13 protein-coding genes are annotated in these 17,673 nt (G+C 65.0%); 5 read left to right on the forward strand and 8 right to left on the reverse strand.

All coding sequences use genetic code 11. From position 1 onward, the window contains the following. From GA615_RS25275 to GA615_RS25285, 3 genes are all read right to left on the reverse strand, one after another. The coding region (locus GA615_RS25275) for a HEPN domain-containing protein (protein WP_161602560.1) at nucleotides 1–383 on the reverse strand (383 nt) is incomplete at its 3' end. Nucleotides 384–674: 291 nt separating this feature from the next. Continuing rightward, nucleotides 675–2,000, reverse strand: a complete 1,326-nt coding sequence (locus GA615_RS25280) for a DUF1552 domain-containing protein (protein WP_152054132.1) — start codon at nucleotides 1,998–2,000, stop codon at nucleotides 675–677. A 439-nt stretch (nucleotides 2,001–2,439) separates the two neighbouring features. Next, nucleotides 2,440–4,815: a DUF1592 domain-containing protein gene (locus tag GA615_RS25285; protein ID WP_152054133.1), complete on the reverse strand. Its 2,376-nt coding sequence runs from the start codon at nucleotides 4,813–4,815 to the stop codon at nucleotides 2,440–2,442. Between the two features lie 580 nt (nucleotides 4,816–5,395). On the opposite strand from GA615_RS25285, the gene GA615_RS25290 reads away from it, so the two are divergent. Beyond that, complete coding sequence (locus tag GA615_RS25290; protein WP_152054134.1) at nucleotides 5,396–6,940, forward strand: BCCT family transporter; 1,545 nt, start codon at nucleotides 5,396–5,398, stop codon at nucleotides 6,938–6,940. After that, nucleotides 6,940–8,850 (forward strand): glycine betaine ABC transporter substrate-binding protein, encoded by a 1,911-nt coding sequence (locus tag GA615_RS25295; protein WP_152054135.1) that lies wholly within the window; start codon nucleotides 6,940–6,942, stop codon nucleotides 8,848–8,850. Before GA615_RS25290 ends, GA615_RS25295 begins: the two co-directional genes overlap by 1 nt. Before the next feature lie 91 nt (nucleotides 8,851–8,941). On the opposite strand, the gene GA615_RS25300 is transcribed toward GA615_RS25295, so the two are convergent. The 3 genes from GA615_RS25300 to GA615_RS25310 all read right to left on the reverse strand — a co-directional run bounded on the left by GA615_RS25300 (nucleotide 8,942) and on the right by GA615_RS25310 (nucleotide 12,322). Next, nucleotides 8,942–9,892: a transporter gene (locus tag GA615_RS25300; protein ID WP_161602561.1), complete on the reverse strand. Its 951-nt coding sequence runs from the start codon at nucleotides 9,890–9,892 to the stop codon at nucleotides 8,942–8,944. A 231-nt stretch (nucleotides 9,893–10,123) separates the two neighbouring features. Beyond that, complete coding sequence (locus GA615_RS25305; protein WP_152054137.1) at nucleotides 10,124–10,660, reverse strand: hypothetical protein; 537 nt, start codon at nucleotides 10,658–10,660, stop codon at nucleotides 10,124–10,126. A gap of 93 nt (nucleotides 10,661–10,753) precedes the next feature. After that, entirely contained in the window at nucleotides 10,754–12,322 is a 1,569-nt protein-coding gene (locus tag GA615_RS25310; RefSeq protein WP_152054138.1) for a mechanosensitive ion channel family protein, read from the reverse strand. Nucleotides 12,323–12,535: 213 nt separating this feature from the next. Between GA615_RS25310 and GA615_RS25315 the strand changes: the two genes are divergently transcribed. The 3 genes from GA615_RS25315 to GA615_RS25325 all read left to right on the forward strand — a co-directional run bounded on the left by GA615_RS25315 (nucleotide 12,536) and on the right by GA615_RS25325 (nucleotide 16,975). Beyond that, on the forward strand, nucleotides 12,536–14,749 hold the full coding sequence (locus tag GA615_RS25315) for a BatA domain-containing protein (protein ID WP_152054139.1): 2,214 nt from the start codon (nucleotides 12,536–12,538) through the stop codon (nucleotides 14,747–14,749). Between the two features lie 166 nt (nucleotides 14,750–14,915). Continuing rightward, the gene (locus GA615_RS25320; protein WP_152054140.1) at nucleotides 14,916–15,719 is read left to right on the forward strand and encodes a ThuA domain-containing protein; all 804 of its coding nucleotides are present in this window, start codon (nucleotides 14,916–14,918) and stop codon (nucleotides 15,717–15,719) included. 140 nt (nucleotides 15,720–15,859) lie between these two features. Further along, nucleotides 15,860–16,975 (forward strand): hypothetical protein, encoded by a 1,116-nt coding sequence (locus tag GA615_RS25325; RefSeq protein ID WP_152054141.1) that lies wholly within the window; start codon nucleotides 15,860–15,862, stop codon nucleotides 16,973–16,975. A gap of 204 nt (nucleotides 16,976–17,179) precedes the next feature. Here GA615_RS25325 and GA615_RS25330 read toward each other — a convergent pair whose 3' ends face one another. Then, nucleotides 17,180–17,437, reverse strand: coding sequence for a ParE family toxin-like protein (locus GA615_RS25330; RefSeq protein WP_152054142.1), 258 nt, complete (start codon nucleotides 17,435–17,437; stop codon nucleotides 17,180–17,182). After that, nucleotides 17,434–17,634 (reverse strand): hypothetical protein, encoded by a 201-nt coding sequence (locus GA615_RS25335; protein ID WP_152054143.1) that lies wholly within the window; start codon nucleotides 17,632–17,634, stop codon nucleotides 17,434–17,436. The genes GA615_RS25330 and GA615_RS25335 overlap by 4 nt, the downstream gene beginning before the upstream one ends. Nucleotides 17,635–17,673: the final 39 nt, after the last annotated feature.

Raw genomic sequence — 17,673 nt, forward strand, 5'->3', positions numbered from 1 at the left:
CCCGTAGCGAAGTCATCGTAATATCCATGGTTTAAGTGAATTAAGTTGGCGTAAGCATGCTCTGTCTTCAATCGAAAACCCGCCTCTTCTATCTGCTTACAAAGCGTGATCAAGTCATGAGTGCGAGGTGGGTTTATTCCCGCGGCAGCTAGACAGGCTTTCATCGATAACTCAAGTGCTTGCCCCATGAGTTGGTACCAAGGCATTATTGTGCGGTGGTGTGCCGTCTCGCATTGATGGAGTATTTGCGCAGACTCAAGGTAATCGCCCGCATTCAGGTAGTAGAGTTCCGCCAGTTGACGTAGCGGAACATCAGCCGCCTCATGACGATAGGGGCGATATATCTTTTTGATCTGCGCTATAACTTCGTCTATGTCTTTCAACGACTGCTCCGCTTTCTGCGATGCTCGCCTCACCTAGAGCCCCGTGGGTTCCTTTGTGCGGACCAGCGGATGCGGCACCCAGTCGAAGATCCGCACAGCGAATCCTACGAAACTGTTCGTTTGTGCAAGACGATAGAGTGAATTTATCCTGCCAGCATTGCTGCCATGTTGCAAGCAAAAACCCCGGGAGACGCCTTCAACGCAAACCGGCCGCCGGGTTCCGGGGGGAACACGGCGGCCGGTAGGAGGAAGGAGGTGGAAGCCCTTGATGAACTTAAGGGCAACTCATGCTCAGGTCAGATCCGGCAGGGTGCCTTCGCCGCAGTAGTCGGGGTTGCCGAAGCGGTCGATGTGGTGGCCGAAGGCGTGGGCGAAGGACATGAGCAGGCGGTTGTGGTTGACGCGGTCGTAGTGGACGGCGCGGCCCATGCGGTAGTTGAGGCCGCCGCCGACGAGGACGAAGGGGATGTCGTTGCGGGTGTGGGAGTTGCCGGCGCCAAGCTCGTTGGTCCAGACGATGGTGGTGTTGTCGAGCATGGTCCCCTCGCCGCCGGGCTCGGGGGTCTCGTCGAGGCGCTTGGCGAGGTAGGCGATCTGCTCGGCGAACCAGTGGTTGATCTTGGTGAGCTTGTCCTGGGCCTCGTCGTTGCTGTTCGGCTCGTGGGAGAGCTCGTGGTGACCCTCCTCGACGCCGACCCAGCGCATCTTGGCCTGGCCGACCGAGTTGGTGTACTGCAAGGTGGCCACGCGGTTGAAGTCGGCGGCGAAGCTGTTGACCAAAAGGTCGATCTGGGCCTTCGAGATCTCGGGCATCTGGTCGTTCTCGGCCTCGTCGAGGCCGGGGTCGAGCTCGGGGACGGCGTGGCCGACGTCCTCGATGGGCTTGCTGGTGGAGAGTTGAAGCTCCATGGCGCGGACGAACTCGGCGTGCTCGTCGAGCAGGCGGCGGTCTTCCGCGCTGACGTGCGAGCGGACCTTCTTCAGGTCGTCTTGCAGGTCGTCGAGGATGCTCTTGAGGCTCTCCTGGTCCTTCAGGCGACCGTAGAGCTTGTTGAACATCTGGTAGGGGTCGTCGATCGGGGTGAGGGGCTTGTTCGGCCCGGCGTAGGACATGCGGGTCCAGGTGTCGGCCCGCTCGGGGACCATCACGCCGAACTCAAGCGAGCCGAAGCGGGTGCGGGTGGCCTCGTTCGCCTGCAGGAAGTTAGCGATCTCCTGGTCGATCGACACTCCGCTGGCCCAGCCGGCGGGGGTGTCGGAACCGCCCTGGATGTTGCCCGGGAACAGCTCGGCCCCGGTCAAGAGGCAGCCGATGCCGCGCATGTGGCCGTCGCCGTCTCCCTTGATCTTGTTGCAAACCCCCTTGAGCAGGAGGGTGCGATCGCGGAACGGTTCGAGCGGTTCGAGGCTCGGCTTGAAGGAGGTCAGCGGCCCTGGCTCGTCGGCCCAGAAGTTCTTCTGGACGACGCCGTTGGGGCTGAAGACGACGACCAGGCGTTGCTTCCGCCCCCCCTGGTTCGCGAAGCCGAGGCTCGGCAGGTTCAGGATGAACGGCAAGGCGGCGCCGCCGATGCCAAGCTTGCGGACAAAGTCGCGTCGGGTGGTGGTCCGGGCCATGTTGGCACGCTCCCTCTCTTCGGATTCGCCGGGCGGGGCGGCAGGGGAACCAAACGCCGGTCGCCGGGCTCGGTGATCGTGGTTCGGGAAGACGGTTTCGGGGCTCGTCGGTCGCCCCGGAACGCTGGGTCAATCGTCGCCCCGGCCGAACCCTTCTATTGGAACGGACCGGGGCAAGCAGGTCAAGAGGACGGTTAAACAAAACTCCAATCGAGCGGCCCGGCATGAAGGGGTCATTCAGGAAGAACATCCGAGGGTTTCGGGTGGCCGCGGTTGCTGTGCAACCGGGGCGGCGGAGCCGCAAGAGGACTGAGGGTCAGCCGAGCGTCTCGGTCGGGCCTCGTGTCGCTGCACGACCCCGGTTGGCGAGCAACCGGGGCCACCCGAAAACCTCACTCGAAACGCGGAGGTTGTTCCTGAATGCCTCCTCAGGCCGGAATCATTCACCTGTCGAGGCCAGTTCGGCGCTCTGGCGGGGGGTCAGGGCCGACTCGGCGACGATGTCGACGAGCAAGGTTTGGATGTTGTAGTCGTGCGTCACGAAGGCGTCTCGGAGATCCGGGAGCGTCTCGGGACCGAAGGCGCGGATCGGCTGCTTGATCTGGTGCTGAAAGAGGCGTTCGACGAAGGCATCGGCCACCTCGTCACTGGCGGCGAGGAATGCGGCCAGCTCGCGGACCCCCTCGAAGGTGGCAGTGTCGCCGGTGCGGGTCTGGTAGAGGCCGGTGGCATCGATCGGCTTGCCGTTGTCTTGTTCCCGGAATCGGCCGACGGCGTCGTAATGCTCCAGCGCGAAGCCGAGCGGGTTGATCAACGCGTGGCACGACATGCAAGATTCGGGGCTGGTTTGCAAGGCCGTCCGTTCGCGGGTCGTCAGGTCGGGGTGCAGGTCGGGGGCGAGGGGGGCGAACGCCTCCTGAGGCGGCCGGAGCCGGACCCCCAGGACGTTCCGCGCGAGGAAGACCCCGCGGAAGATCGGCGACGACTCGCTGGTGTAGGCGAAGTTGGCCATCAGGTAGGGATGCGAGAGCAGGCCGGCCCGCTGGCCGATCCCTTCGGCGACGGGAGCGAAGGGGGAGTCCTCGGGCAGATCGGCGCCGTAGAAGGCGGCGAGACGGCCGTTGAGCATCAGCGGCTCGTCGAGCAAGAGGCGGCGGAAGTCGGCCGCGTCGCTGTTCCAGATCACGTCTTCGAGGAACAGTTCGAGCGAGGTCCGCAGGTCGGAGATGACCTCGGGGGTGAATTCGGCGAACAGCTCCGGGTCCTTGGCCAGGTCGGGAATGTCGTCGATCTTCAGCCACTTGCGGAAGAAGTCGAGGACCTTGGCGCGGGCCCGGGGGTCGTCGAGCATGCGTCGGGCCTGCTCGGCGACCTGGTCTCGGGTTTCGAGGCGGCCCTCGGCGGCGGCCTTCATCAAGGCGTCGTCGGGGAGGCTATCCCAGAGGGCATAGGAGATGCGGGAGGCGACGGCGTAGGGGTCAAGCTCCGGGTCGATCTCGTGGTAGAGGAACCGGGGGGACTTCAGCGCCAGCAGAACGACGCGCTTGATGGCCGTTTCGGTGTTCGGCGAGGTGTCGAACTGGCGATCGACGTACAGGTCGCGCTGTTCGGGGTCGAGCGGGCGGCGGAAGGCGCGTTCGACGAAGCTCGCGGCGAAGTCGCGCAGTTTGATTTCGCGTTCCGGGTCGTCGTCCTTCACCTTGGCCAGATCGTTGAGATGCTCAACGACGTAGGCGGCCGTTTCGATGGCCGCGTCGGTCGAGGCCTGGGACCAGGCGGCGGAAATGGTCGTGCCGCGCTCGTAGCCGACGCTGCGGTCGTCGGGCGGAAACGGGGTGGTGACGACAAAGACCTGAGGGGCCCACTGGGGCGAGAGATACCGGCTCGGGATGACTTCCTCGGCCCGTCGAGGAGGAACCCACGACAGGCGGATCGTGGCCGGAATCTCCGGCTCGTCGTCGTCCTTGCGAACTCCCTGATACGCTTTCGAGAACTCCAGGCGAATCCGGTACGGTCGGCCGGCGAGTAGGGGGATCGACGCCCGGCGCTCGCGGTCGTCGCCCGACTGCACCCAGCCGTCGATCAACGGGGTCCGCTCGTCGTTGACAAAGAGCCGGACGGCGTGCTCGGTCCAGACGACGAACTCATACGTGCCCGACTCCGGAGGCATGAGCGACCCTTGCCAGCGGGCGGAGAACTGGTTGCGCTTGTCGAACTTCTCGGTGTCGCCGTCGGGCACGCCGATGCCGAAGTCGAAGTTCAGCTCGGGGTCGATCCGCTCAATCTGCTTGCGATCACGGCGGAACCCGCGGTCGCTGTAATACTCGCCTTGCAGGCCGCGCTCGTCGGGCCACTGGCCTCGGCCTCGAAAGCTGGCGATCAGGTCGGAGACCGTATTGCGGTACTGATCGACGGTCAGGCGGGCCAGCTCGATCCGGGCCGGGGCGTTGCGGGCCTGGGCGATCTCGGAGTAGAAGGCGTCGTAAACGTAGCGGGCGACGGCCTCGGCATCCTCTCCCGTCACCTCGTCCTCGAAGCCGGGGGGCATCTTCTCGTCGATGTAGGTCGTCAGACCTTCGAGCGTCTTATCGCCGTGCAAGGGGTGAGGGTAGTCCAGCTGAGAGCCTTCGCCGTTCTCGCCGTGGCACTCGGCGCACGACTGCTGATAGACCTTCAGGCCGAGGGCCTGGATCGGGTCATCCTTGTCCTGGGCCGCGGTGGCTGCTCCCATCGGCAATCCCAGCAGTCCAACCATCACCAGCATCCCAAGCGCGAGGGACCGGCGGCGCGGTCGGGTCTCAAACAGCATCTTCATCGGAACTCACCCTCCGGAGCAGGAGGCTTCGGTGTCGATCGCGGGGCGACACACACCAAGCGGAACGGCGGGAACGAACTCGGTCGGCAACCCCCATCGAAACAACGGCGTGGGGACCAACCCAATCGAAAAGAACCAAGGCGGAAGGAGACGAACGAGGTCGACAAGGAAGGAGATGCCTGCAACTCCCAGGAGGAATGATCGTGCCGTGGCACGCACAACGCCACAACATCGGCGGGAATTCGGCACCATGAATGTAATCGATCGGGGAGGCGGGGATCAAGAGTGCAAATTCCGGGCCGATCGAAAAAACAGCTATTTGGTGCCGAGTCCTCGGCAGGAAAACGGTGACCTTTGACTCCGGTATTGGGGTGATGGGAAGGGGGAAGGCCCTCGGGTTCGAGCGCTGGGAGTACCAGGGTCGAGGGTTGATCGACGCTCGCATCGTGTTAGGGTCGGTCCTCCGGGGCGAAGTCTCCAGGGGTTTCGCCGGGCGGATCTGCCGCGATCTCGAAGGTCTGTTCGACGGATCTGATGAGGTGTGATGATCTGTTGTGATGCATCAATCGAGTGAGGTTCGATGAACGATCGATTGCGAGAGACGCTGAACCGGTTGGGGCTCTTTCATTTGGCCTTGCCGCTCTGTATTGCCGTGTCGTTGATCGGCATCATCTGGCCCGAGACGTTTGCGGGCACAGTGTCTGACGTGACCCAGACCTTTTTTGAGAGTGTCGACTGGTTTTTCATGGGGTCGGTGACGGGGTTCCTGATTTTGGCCGCCTGGCTGGCCCTGGGGCGTTATGGGTCGATCAAGCTGGGAGGGCCGGACGACACACCGGAATTCTCGACCGGGTCGTGGCTGGCCATGCTGTTCGCGGCCGGGATGGGGGTCGGCTTGTTGTTCTGGGGGGTGGCTGAGCCGATGACGCACTTCGCCTCGCCCCCGATCGGCGAGGCGTATTCGGCCGAGTCGGCGCGGCAGGCGATAATCCTGACGATGCTGCACTGGGGGTTCCACGCCTGGGCCGTTTACAGTGTCGGGGCCTTGGTGCTGGCCTATTTCCACTACCGGCTCGGGACGAACTTTCTGGCCGGGGCACCGATCCGGGCGGCCTTTCAAGGGCGATGGGTCGAGCCGGTCGCCACGCTGGCCGATCTGTTCGCGGTGCTGGCCGTTGCGCTCGGGGTGGCCGGATCGCTGGCGATGGGGGTCTTTCAGCTTCAAACAGGGCTGAACCTTGTGCTGGGGACGCCGGCCGAGGCCCTCTGGTTCGCCATGCTCCTGCTTGGCTTGCTGTTCGCGGCCTTCATGACCTCGGCGGCGACCTCGCTCGACAAGGGAATCAAGATTCTCAGTAACACGAACATGTTGCTGGCGATTCTCCTGATGATCTTCGTCTTGCTGGCCGGGCCGACGCCGTTTCTCTTGCGGATCATGTTCACCGGCATGGGGGATTATCTGTCGGCCTTGCCCGCCATCTCCTTCCGGCTCTATCCGCACCAGAACCTGAGCGCCTGGGTCGGCTCGTGGACGTTGACGTACTTCATCTGGTGGATCGCCTGGGCGCCGTTCGTGGGAATCTTCATTGCGAGGATCAGCAAAGGGCGGACGATCCAGGAGTTCGTCGCCGGGGTCTTGCTCGCGCCGACGGCCTTTTCGCTCATCTGGTTCTCGGTCTTCGGCGGCATGGGGATGTTCGAGGAGCTGCAAGGGGCCGGCGGCATCGGGTCGATTGTCAAGGAAGACGTGACGACCGCCCTGTTTGCCCTGCTCGACCGCCTGCCGGTTTCGGGATTCCTGACGGCGGTCGCCTTGCTCCTGCTCTTTATCTTCATTGTGACTAGTGTGGACAGCGCAACGTATGTGCTGGGGATGCTCAGTAGCCAGGGGGCGATGGACCCTCCTCGGTTCCGGAAGTTTGCCTGGGGGATCACGCTGGCGGCGCTCGGGGCGGCACTGGTGATGACCCGGAACATCGAGGTCGTCCGGGCCGGGGCGATCAGCTTCGCCCTTCCCCTGACCCTGATCCTGCTGCTTCAGGCCGCCGCTCTGGTGCGGATGATGCGCTCGAACTCTTTGATGGCACCCGCCGTGGCCCCGCGACCGACGAAGGAGGTGAGCTGATGCGATGGCGCCGAACGCCCTTTGGAAGCCTCCTGGCGGTTGCGGCCGCGATCAGCGCCGGTTGCGGCAATTCTGACGACTCGGTGACGATCCTTTGCAAGGATTTCGCCGAGCAGGCGATTCTGGCCGAGATGGCCGCCGAACTGCTTCGAGAGGCAGAGGTACCCGTCTCTCAGGTGCAGGCTGTGCCCGACAGCTACCAGGCGCAGGCCTTTCTCCGCGAGGGAACGGTCGACCTGATGGTCGATTACTCCGGTACAGCCCTGAACTTTCTGGGAGAGCTGAACGTCTCGGGAGACTCGACGATCGCCCAGGCTCGCAAGCAATACGCGCCGATCGGCATTGACTGGCTCGATCCGCTCGGGTTCGACAACGGTTACGCCCTGCTGGTGCCCTCGGTCCGAGCCGCCGCGATGGGATTGCGGAGCATCGACGATCTGGCCGACCGCTCCCGGTTTCCGGAAGGTGTGCGCGTGACGTGCCCTCCGGAGTATCTTCGCCGGCCGGGGGACGGTCTCGGCGCGCTGAGCGAGGCTTATGGGTTTCAACTGGCCGCGCCTCCCCTGGTGCTCGACAACGTGCTCGATCGGATGCGGGCGCTGGAAACCCGGCAGGTCGATGTGGCGATCGGGTTCTCGACCGATGGCGTGATTCGATCGCTCGGCCTTCGGATGCTCGACGATTCTCGGAATTTCTTCCCGTCGTACGAGGCCGCGTTCGTCGCCCGTCACGAGACGATTGAGCGCCGGCCGGAGATCAAGGAGGCCCTCGGCCGCCTGTCGGGCCTGCTCGACGAGGCGACCATGCGACGCCTGAACGCCGAGGTCGAGATCAAAGGGCGCCGACCGGCCAGTGTCGCCCGAGAGTTCCTGCTCGAACAGCAACTGATCGCCGATTCGTCGCGGTTCGGGCAAATTCCGGCGCGGCCCCGATTGACGCTGGCGCTGGCCGATCGGGACGAGTTCTACGAGCTTCAGGCCCGCGCGATGGTCGCCATCCGAGAGACCTTCCCTGATCGCTCGGTGGGCGAGGATCGGGTCGAGGAACCGGTCGACGCCGTGGCCCGCGGTCAGGCCCGGCTGGCCTTGCTGGGGGCCGAGCGCTTCTTCACTTTGCCCGATGATGCCAACGGTGAGGATGCCCCGCCCGATCGGGAAACGCGGATCGAGGCCGCCGCCGTGGTCGGAACGCGCCTCGTCCACGTCGTCCGGCGGCGATCGGAGCAAGGGGACGCCCCGGCCGATCCCCTCTCGGGGCGCGTCGGGGTTCCTCCGATCGGCAGCGGCGCGGCCCTGGTGGCGCAAAGTCTGCTCGACGACGGCCAGGAGCCCGACGCTTCGGGCGATCCGGCCACCTTGCTCGACGCGGTGCGCAACGGTCAGCTCGACGTGGCGATCCTCGTGCTGCCGGTCGGCGACCTGGAACTGCCCGAGGGAGCCGGAGAGGAGCTGGAGCTGCAATCGCTCGCCAACTGGCTTTCGCCGTCGCGGGCCTTGCGGGCGCCGTTTTTGCGCCCGGCTCGGATCGCGGCCGGAAGTTACGAGGGACAGCCCGAGCCGGTCGAAACGCTGGGCGTGCAGGTCTTGCTGGCCGGACCCAGCCGCCGGGCCGTCGCCTTGACCGCCAACAGCGGGCCGGCCGCCGCGCTGACCGTGACCGGCTTGCCGCTCGAACCCGACCAGGTGCAAGCCCTGGCCACCGCAACCGGAGTGCCCGAGGCCCCCGACCCGACGCTCCCCTCAGCCTGGAGCCGTCAGCCCCCCGCTCCCGACCCGACCCTCTCGATCGCCTCGGCGATCCTGAGCACCGTGCTCAATATTCTGGCCATTGCGTTCCTGATCTGGGTCATCCGGATCGCCACCCAGGTCACGCCCTCGCCCTCGACGGTTCCGGTGCCCCCGCCAGCGTGATCCACCTCGTCTTGATCGGCACGCCGGCGTCTCATCGCTCCCCGAGCCGAACGACGCGACGCTCGCCCCAGGCGATCCGGGGGCGCCCTGATCAGAAGCGGAAGCCGAGCCCGACGTTGACGAAGTAGCCGGGGTTTTCCTGCAATTGCATGCCGATGATGGTGCCGATTTCCAGGTCCGGCGTGATCAGGTAATGGAGCCCCGTGTCGAGGAAGTTGCTCGAGATGTTCTGCTCCTTGTTGGCCGAGTAGAGGCCGAAGAATTCGAGGTGAGTGAAGAAGCGATTCTCGGCGAAGGGGAACTTGATTACGGCCGAGGGGATCCACATCTCGTAGCCGTCCCCATCCTCGCCGTCGGGGGCGAAGCGGACCGCCCAGTCGAAGGTCCAGTCGTTGGGAAGCTCCCACCCGGAGATCAGGCCGGCGCGGATCTGGGTCGCCGTCGTCGGTCCCCCGGTCGGCGTATGGCCCTGGAGCAAGAGGGCGCTCCTCGGCCGTAGGCCCTCCTGCGCCGTCAATTGGATCTTGGTACCGTAGTAAATCTGGGACTCGGCGTTCACCCCGAAGCGCGCGGCGATGTTCCCCTCCTCGAACTCCTCGGGACCGCCGGTTTCGTAGTTCCAGCCGACGCGCAGCTCGATCCGACGGGTGATCCCGAAGCGGAAGAGTGACTCGGGGAAGCTATGCTTGACCCCTTCATTGGGGAAATTCAAATAGGAGTACGCCAGCTCCATGATGCCGACGCCCCGACCGGTGACCAGGGGAGCCCCCGTCAGGGAGTTGCGGTCGGTTTCGATGAAATCAAGGTTCTCCTCCTCGATCGACTCGGGATCGCCCCCCTCGCCGGGCTCCGGGCCGAGGTCGAAGAAGCGGAACAGCGATTCGGGCCAGGAGGGTTCGATCCTGGGCGCGAACTCCTGGGCCAGCGACGGCCTCGCGAGGATCACGAGCAGGGCGGCGACGAGCGAGAGGCGGGCCGGCGGAATCATCCGGAAGCCCGCGGGCCGACGCTCGGTTCTGCTCCACCGGGGAGCTGGTGCCATCGCCGGGCTCCTCCACATTAGGTTAGGGGGGAGATCCGTGGGGGACGCACGACTTCGCGTCTCGGCCTCTCCTCAGGAGATGCGAATTCGGCCGGGCTTGCCGATTCTGACGGATTTCATCGGCTGTCCTCCCGGTCAGCTTGAGTCATACCCACGATGAGCGATGCGATCGTCCGGTCCTCGACGACGACCCCAGCCAACCCGACCCACGCGAATCTCCGCGGCCGTGCGTCACGGACGATCGGTCGATGATGGCCCGGCGTCGATGGGGACCGGACGGTAGGCGGTGACGGTCCCCTCGGTCAGCTCACTCGGGTCGATCACCCAGCGCTGGACGACCTGGCGGCGATCGTCGCTCGCTCGGGTTCGGCCGGCATTTTGATGCAGGAGGGCGATGCGGAGGGTTCCGGAGCGTCGTTGCACGGCCGAGACGATCGCCACATGACGTTCCATTTTGGCCGTCGTGGTGCGCACGGCTCCGCTTCGGACCCGTTCCTGGTGCACGAAGACCGCATCCCGGAAGACCAGCACGTCGCCCTCCTGAAGCTGTTCCGACGGCTGGACGGTTCGCCCCCACGGCTGGTCCCAATCGCTGGAGCCGAGCTTCGCGCCGGCCTCCTGAAGCGCCTCGGAGACCAGGCCGGAGCAGGTTCCATCGCCGACGCGCTCCCCCACCTTGGCCTCGGCCGCGGCGACGATCCGAGCGGCCAGGTCCGGCGAATCCTGCTCGGAGCAGACCAGCACGATCAAGAGGAGACAGCCAGCCATCGACAACCTCGTTGCATCAAGAGATCCGGCAGATCATGGTTCGTTGCGGCGTTGGCCCGAGTCGATCCCGCCGCCTTTTGGCGAGCGAACGCCTCAGGACGCTCGGTCGGCCTGAGGTTTTTGCTTCGGGGGGTGGGCCTCGTCGACCGATTTCTGCGGGCGGAGGTCGTGGGTGAGGATGTTGTCTTGCTCGTCGCCGACGACATCCTGAGCGACGTGCAACGCCTGGTCGATCGGGTCGGCCTGGGAATCGTTCGAGACGTTCGAGGATTGGGCGACTGCGGTGTCGAGTTCCAGATTCGACCGGGCGCGATCGGGCGAAACGGTGGCGGCTCGGGGGTGGGGCAGGGGCTCCACGACGGGCTGGCCTTCGGCCGAGGTCAAGGTGACGTCAATCCGATCGGAGAGGCTGAGGCTGACGGAGGTCGGCGTCGGCGTGATGCCGGCCTGTTGCAAGGCGACCTTGGCCTTCAAGCGGGCATCACTCAGGAGCTTGTCGCCGTCGACCCCCCGGACGGGTAACCAGAAGGTCGACCGAAGGCGAACCCCGTTGGGTTCGAGGGCCTCGACGAGGGTCCTCGGGCGCGGATCGTCAAGAATGCCGCCGTGCTCGATCAGGCTGGAGGCGATCGCCCGCTGAGCCTCGACCGCCGAGGCATCGTAGCCGATCACAACGTCGAAGCTCTGTCGCACGGCATTGGAGGCGGTTCGGTTGATGATCACGTTTTTGAAGACCGTTGCGTTGGGGATGCGGACCTGATGCCCCTCGAAGGTCACGAGGATGGTGGCTCGGGTCGTGAGCGCCCGGACGACTCCCGCATGCCCCGCCACCTCGACAAAATCTCCCACACGAAACGGTTGCCGCACGCCGAGCAAGAGCGAGGCAATGAAGTTCTCGGCGAAATCACGAAACGCAAAGCTCAGGGCCAGGGCCACGGCTCCCGCCAGGCCGACGACCGAGAGAACCGCCCGAGCGACCCCCATCACCTCGAGCGCCGCGTAAAACCCGATCAGAACAATGCCGAGGGCCAGGACCGAGCCAATGACCGATCGCAGCAGCACACTCTCAAACAACGGTGCCAGCAAGCGATCTGATGACCCCGAGAACAGTTTTGCCACCAGAACCGACCCGATCAGCACGACAAGGGCGGCCAGGAACGCTAGCCAGGTTTGAGCCACCAGATTCCCGAACCGGTTCAGCCGCTTGGCCAGCAGTTGACCAGCCGTGAGCACCTGTGCATCGGTTTTCGTCTGATTGAGGACGAGCGTTACCCCCTCGACCCGCCGGACAAAATCGCGGACGCGGTCTTGAACCGAGGCGTCTTCCACATGCCCGGTGAGCGTGACGACCCCTTGATCGACGCTGACCTCGACGCTTCTGACCCCCGGATACCGCGGCAAGAGCCCCCGGAGCTTTTCCTCGATCTGATCGTCGGTCACCACCTGCTCAATGGCGATCGGCCCCTCGGCCTCGGCCACGGTCCCCTCGGTCTCCTCGGGGGTGCTGGGGGGCGACTCAGCCTCCTGGCCGAGGATGGGGGCCACGATTTCCTCCTGGGCGGAAGCGGAGGGAATCGGCAGTTCGAGAGTGAGCATCGCCGCCAGGACGATCCCCCCCCAAGGGAAGATCAGGGCAGTTCGGAGGTGAGCGAAGGTGGCCAAGATCGCGCCTTCCTTTGGGCCGTCGAGGGTCGGACGGGATGTGGTGGTCGCCGTTGCTTGCGAGGGGGGGAGTTTCCCCCTTAGGATATTGAAGATCATCGTAGCAGATTCGACGGATCCCGACAGCCGAAGCCGGTCCTTCCCCATGCTCCCCGACGTCTTCGCACGACCTCCCGCCGTCTCGCCCGAAGCCCTCCACGCGAGGGCTTCCGCGTGAGCTTTGCCAACGCCGCGATGCTGCTGGGAATGCTCGGCGTGGCGATCCCGGTTCTCATTCATTTGTGGAACCGTCGACGGGTGCCGACGATCGACTGGGGGGCGATGCAATTCCTCGACCTCAGCCCCCGATCTCGAACGAGAATGCGTCTGGCCGAGTGGCTCTTGCTCGCCACCCGAATGCTCATTCTGGCCCTGGTTGCGCTGGCCGCGGCCCGGCCGATCTGGTCGAGCGGCCTCGGGCCGACGATCGGCGGCGAGGCGCCGAAGGATGTAGTCATTGTTGTCGATGCGTCGAGCGGTATGGCCCGGCAAGGCGGCGGCTCGTCTCCCCTGGCCGAGGCGAAGGCTTGGGCCGATTTGCTCGTCGATCAGCTCGGCCCGAGCGACGCGGTGGCGGTTGTTCGCGCCGGCGATCGGGCCAGGGCGGTACTCGACCCGCCAAGCGTCGATCGCTCGCGCATCGAGGCCGCGCTCGATGCCTTGCCTTCCCCCGGCGGCTCGGCCGATCTGCCGGCCGCGCTTGGTGAGGCGTTTCGCATTCTCGAACAATCGGGCCGCCACCCGACGTCGGAGGTTGTGATCCTTACCGACGGCGACCGTAACCCCTGGCAACTCGACGAGCCGGGGCGCTGGCAGCTTCTCCGAGCCCTGCACAATCGCCTGCCGAATCCCCCCTCGATCACGGTCGAATCTATTGAGGTGCCGGTCGATCCCGACGCCGCGGACGGTGAGGTGATGGACGCGGCCGCCTCGCGTCGTCTGATCGCGCCGGGCGGAACGATCCGGGTGAGCGCGACTGTGCGGAATCTTGGGCCGGGCCCCCTGGAGCGATCGGCCGAGCTGGTGGTTGATGGGGCCGCGGTTCCGGGATCGACGCGGGCGGTTGGTCCATTGGCGGCGGGAGGGTCGGTGGTGGTCGAGTTCCGAACGGTCTTGAGCACGATCGGCTCGCACGCAATCGGCGTTCGACTGGCCGCCGGAGGAACCGAGGACCCGTTGCCCCTCAATGACGCCTCGGCCGTGGTGGTCGAGGTGGCCGAGGCGCTTCCCGTGACGCTTGTGGAGGGGAAGCCCGGCCTTCGGCCCATGACCGGCTCGACCGATTTTCTCCGGGTCGCCCTCATGCCCCTGGGAGACGAGGCTCCGCAGTTTCGCGCCACCGTCCTTCGTCCTGAAGACCTGAACGCTGAGGCTCTTGAAGGTCAACGGGTGCTCGTCCTTGCGAACGTTGACGCACTTGAACCGGAAGGGTTGGCGGCCGTGGCGTCCTGGGTCGAGCAGGGGGGGGGCGTGCTGGTGGTTCCCGGCGATCGAACCGACGCGGAGTTCTGGAACCGAATGGCCTTCGGCAATGGAAACGGCTGGCTTCCGGCTCGGATCGGGTCGCTTCTCGGGCAATGGACCGCGCGATCGGCGATTGCTCGACCCTTGCCGACGAGCTTCGCCGCTCCCGTGTTCGGCGCGATCGCCCGAGACGGCGCGCCGTCTGCCCTGGGATCAGCCGCCCTGTTCGCGGCCTTCGCGCTGGAACTGGTGGAGACGGACCCTCCCGCCGAGGTCCTGGCCCGGCTCGATTCGGGTGATCCGTGGCTCGTTGAGCGTTCGATTGGCTCGGGCCGCGCCGCGATTCTTGCCGGCTCGCTCGACGCCGACGGAGGAACCTTGCCGGCCAACCCGGATTTTGTCCCGTTTGTTCATGAGCTGATGTTCCGACTGGCCGATCCTGCCCCCGACGCCTCTCCCACTCGCCCCGGCGCTCCGTTGGTTGTTCCGATCGACTCGCCCTTGGCCGAAGGGCGCACCACGATCGCCGTGCGGACCCCCTCTGGCCGCGACGCTGAGGCCCTGATCGACCGAACCGGCGACGGCGTCTTCGCTCGCCTTCCCGTCACCGACGAACCCGGCCTTTATCGCTTCGATCTGCCCGACGACCGCCGCCTCTACCGCCTGGTTACCGCCGATCAAGCCGAGGCGACCCGATTGCCCCTCTCAACCGCCGATCGAGCGACAATCGCCGAGGGCTGGCCCCTCAACTTCGCCGACGATGATCGGTCGAGACCGCTGGTGTCGAACACCCCGAACCGACCGTCAAGGCCGCTCTGGCGAGGGCTGATCCTGGCCGCCCTGGCCGGGCTTTGCCTCGAAGTCTGGCTCACCCGACGCCTGGCTCGCCGCCGAGGGCTCGCCGCCGTCGCTGGGGCAAATTGAGCGCCGATCGAGCAGAGATTGCCGCGAAGCGCATTGCGTCGGCTCCGGAGACGGGGCACAATCCGAATCGAGGGAGCGAGGCTGGCCCGGCTCGCCTTGCGTGGACCCGATCCTCAGCCTCTCAAACACTCCGCCACCCCGATCGACCGCCACGGAGAAACGACCGATGACCCGACGCGCCTGGATAGCCCTGACCCTGGCCGCCGCGTTTGCCTCAACCGCCGCCGCGCAGGACGAGACGACGAACATCCTTCTAATTGGCAAGGACCGCGACCACCCACCGAAGACGCATGAATATATGGCAGAGTGTTCGTTGCTGGCCAAGTGCCTGGAGCAGACCCCCGGTGTGGAGGCGACCGTCTCTGACGGCTGGCCGACCGATGCCGACGCCTTCGACGGTGTGAAAACCATTGTCTTTTACACCGCCAACGCCGGCGACATCTTCCTGAACCCCGCTCACCGCGAGCAGGCCGATCAACTGCTCAAGGACGGCGTCGGTCTGGTCGCCTTGCACTGGTCGACCGCCGCGAACATGGAGAACGGCCCGCGCTGGATGGAGATCATGGGGGGCTGGTTCAACCCCTCGTTTTCCGAGATTCCGGTGGTTGAGTCCTCGATCCGCCCCGTCGCCCCCGACCACCCGATTGCCCGCGGCTGGGACGAAACGCCCATGACCGATGAATATTACATCAAGCTCAGATACCTCGATGATGCCAAGCCTGTCGTCATGACCGAGGTGAACGGCACCGATTACCCCGTCGGCTGGGTCTACGAGCGTCCCGACGGCGGCCGATCGTTCGGCTACGTCTGCGGACACTTCCACGACTGCTTCCGCATCCCCGCCTTCCGCCGATCGGTCGTCAACGGCATCCTCTGGACCGCCGGTCTTGAGGTCCCCGCAACCGGAGCCCCGGTTGACGTGACCGACGAGGATCTCGTCTTGCCGCCCGATCCCCGAGTCTCAGAATAGTCATCGCCGATGGGTCGAGCCTGGGTGTGGTACGGGTTCGACCCTGGATTCGTGCCCCCTGGCGTCCCTGCTCGATCGGCGAAGACAACCAGAAGCAACAGCTCCCAGACCGGGTGGTTCGAGGGACGGGTGAGGAGAGGATGATGACCGATTTCGAAACCGTCTCCCGAGAAATCCACGGCATCATCGACCGCCGACGGGAGCTTTATACGTTTCTCGGTTCGGTCTTTGCCGCGCTCGGGATCTTCCTGCAAAACGCCTTGCAAGGAGGACTCCCTGCGAGCCTTGGCCGGGTGCAGGACCACCTGTTCGCCTTCTATGCCGTTTTGGTGCTGGTGCCGTCGCTGGTGCTTTCGCTCCGGATGGGTCGCCTGCACGGCGGGTTGACGCTCAACGGAATGCTCTACGCCCGCTTGATGCAAGGGCGCGGCTTTGCAGGCCCGACCGACCCGGAGGCCGCCGGCCGTCGAAATTTCTTCGGTGTCTCGTATTTGCAATTCTTGCTGGCCGATGTGATTGCTGGGTTTTCGGCTGCGGTGCTCGCTCTGGCCTTGAATGCTCCTCCGGTGGCTGCGGCAGCCGTGGGATTGACCACGCTGGGCGCCTGGCTGCTGATCGACGGTCGGTTCCACCGTCAGGCGGTCTCCTACGCCCGTGCCCGGATCGCCGAAGATTCCTTTGAGGAGGTCAACCGCGAACAGTGGGAGGCCCACGTCCACGCGACACTCAAGGGTTGCAATCAAGATCTCATCGGCACCGTCTCATTCGTCGGTTTGATGATGTTCTCGACCTTCGAGGTTCTCTCCTCCTTCGGCCAGATCGCCGAGGACGCAACCGTTGACATTCCGCTCGAGCTGGCGGGGGCCTTCGGGCCCGCATTATTCACAGCGCTCTTGTTGCTCACCTGTCTCATCGGCTTGCTCGTGTATGTGCGGGTACGGCTGGCCATCGGCCACAATTCGCTTCACCTTTACCCGAACGACGATCCCTTTCGTCCCTTGAAGCTGACCGACTCGCTGCTCGGCTACATCTTGCTCGCGTTCCTGTTCGCTGTTTCGCTGCACTTGTTCCTGACGGTCTCCCTTGATGCTCGGGAAGGGACTGAGGCGTGGGTGCTGGTGGCGGATTTCGTCGCGTTCGTCGTCGCGATTGTGGCCGCTCAGGTGGCTCTGGTCGTCGCCGGTCGGCGCGTGAAGCGGACCGGCACAGCGGTCCTCATCGCGGGAACACCAGGCGAGAGGGGCGACATCGCCTGAGGAGACCGTCAGAATTGGTGAGCCTGGGCGCGACGATCCGATCGCTTCTGCCTCGGCTTTTGAGGTTGATCCATACGATTCCATCGAGAGAGTGGGAGAATGCGCCGGGTCGCGAAAACGTACGACCCAGGAAGGCCGATCTTCGCGGACGTGACAAACCCGACATCGACAACGGGACCGCTGGAGCCGAGTGGTCAGACCGCATCAACGGCCGACAAGTTGATCATACTCGGCATGCGATCCGATCCAGAACCAGACGAACTCCTGATCTCGCTGGACAGCCAGTGCCCGGTAGTGCAGTCCAACCCGGGCAGACCAGAAGCGACCGACACGACGAAAGTGCAACGAGGGATGCCTTGGGTCGGCCCGAAGCAGGGCGAACGACGAATCGGCCAGTTGCTGGATCGGCTCAGGCAACTGGTGGTAGAGGGACCAGAATCTGGGGGAGGCTCGGTGATTCACAGGTCCGTACAAAGCCCTTCATCCAGGTCGCGAAGCGCTTCGTCCGCCAGCTCATCCAGACGGCCCTCACGGACATCCTCCTCGAACTCGTGGTCCCACACCTCAGCGTCAAACGCGGCGAACCACGAACGAAACTCCGCAAGTTGATCGGGCGGGAGATTCGCAACCGCCCGTTCGATCTCTTCCACGGTACTCATCGCGGCAATCCCCGATCGGTGCACTCGGCCGATGATCTG

The sequence above is a fragment of the Tautonia marina genome (assembly GCF_009177065.1).
Classification (GTDB): domain Bacteria; phylum Planctomycetota; class Planctomycetia; order Isosphaerales; family Isosphaeraceae; genus Tautonia; species Tautonia marina.

What these genes read in the sequence shown, in the direction of transcription:
- GA615_RS25280 (WP_152054132.1), bottom strand. Translation starts at nt 2,000, where the DNA reads ATGGCCCGGACCACCACCCGACGCGACTTTGTCCGCAAGCTTGGCATC.
- GA615_RS25285 (WP_152054133.1), bottom strand. Translation starts at nt 4,815, where the DNA reads ATGAAGATGCTGTTTGAGACCCGACCGCGCCGCCGGTCCCTCGCGCTT.
- GA615_RS25290 (WP_152054134.1), top strand. Translation starts at nt 5,396, where the DNA reads ATGAACGATCGATTGCGAGAGACGCTGAACCGGTTGGGGCTCTTTCAT.
- GA615_RS25295 (WP_152054135.1), top strand. Translation starts at nt 6,940, where the DNA reads ATGCGATGGCGCCGAACGCCCTTTGGAAGCCTCCTGGCGGTTGCGGCC.
- GA615_RS25300 (WP_161602561.1), bottom strand. Translation starts at nt 9,892, where the DNA reads ATGGCACCAGCTCCCCGGTGGAGCAGAACCGAGCGTCGGCCCGCGGGC.
- GA615_RS25305 (WP_152054137.1), bottom strand. Translation starts at nt 10,660, where the DNA reads ATGGCTGGCTGTCTCCTCTTGATCGTGCTGGTCTGCTCCGAGCAGGAT.
- GA615_RS25320 (WP_152054140.1), top strand. Translation starts at nt 14,916, where the DNA reads ATGACCCGACGCGCCTGGATAGCCCTGACCCTGGCCGCCGCGTTTGCC.
- GA615_RS25325 (WP_152054141.1), top strand. Translation starts at nt 15,860, where the DNA reads ATGATGACCGATTTCGAAACCGTCTCCCGAGAAATCCACGGCATCATC.
- GA615_RS25335 (WP_152054143.1), bottom strand. Translation starts at nt 17,634, where the DNA reads ATGAGTACCGTGGAAGAGATCGAACGGGCGGTTGCGAATCTCCCGCCC.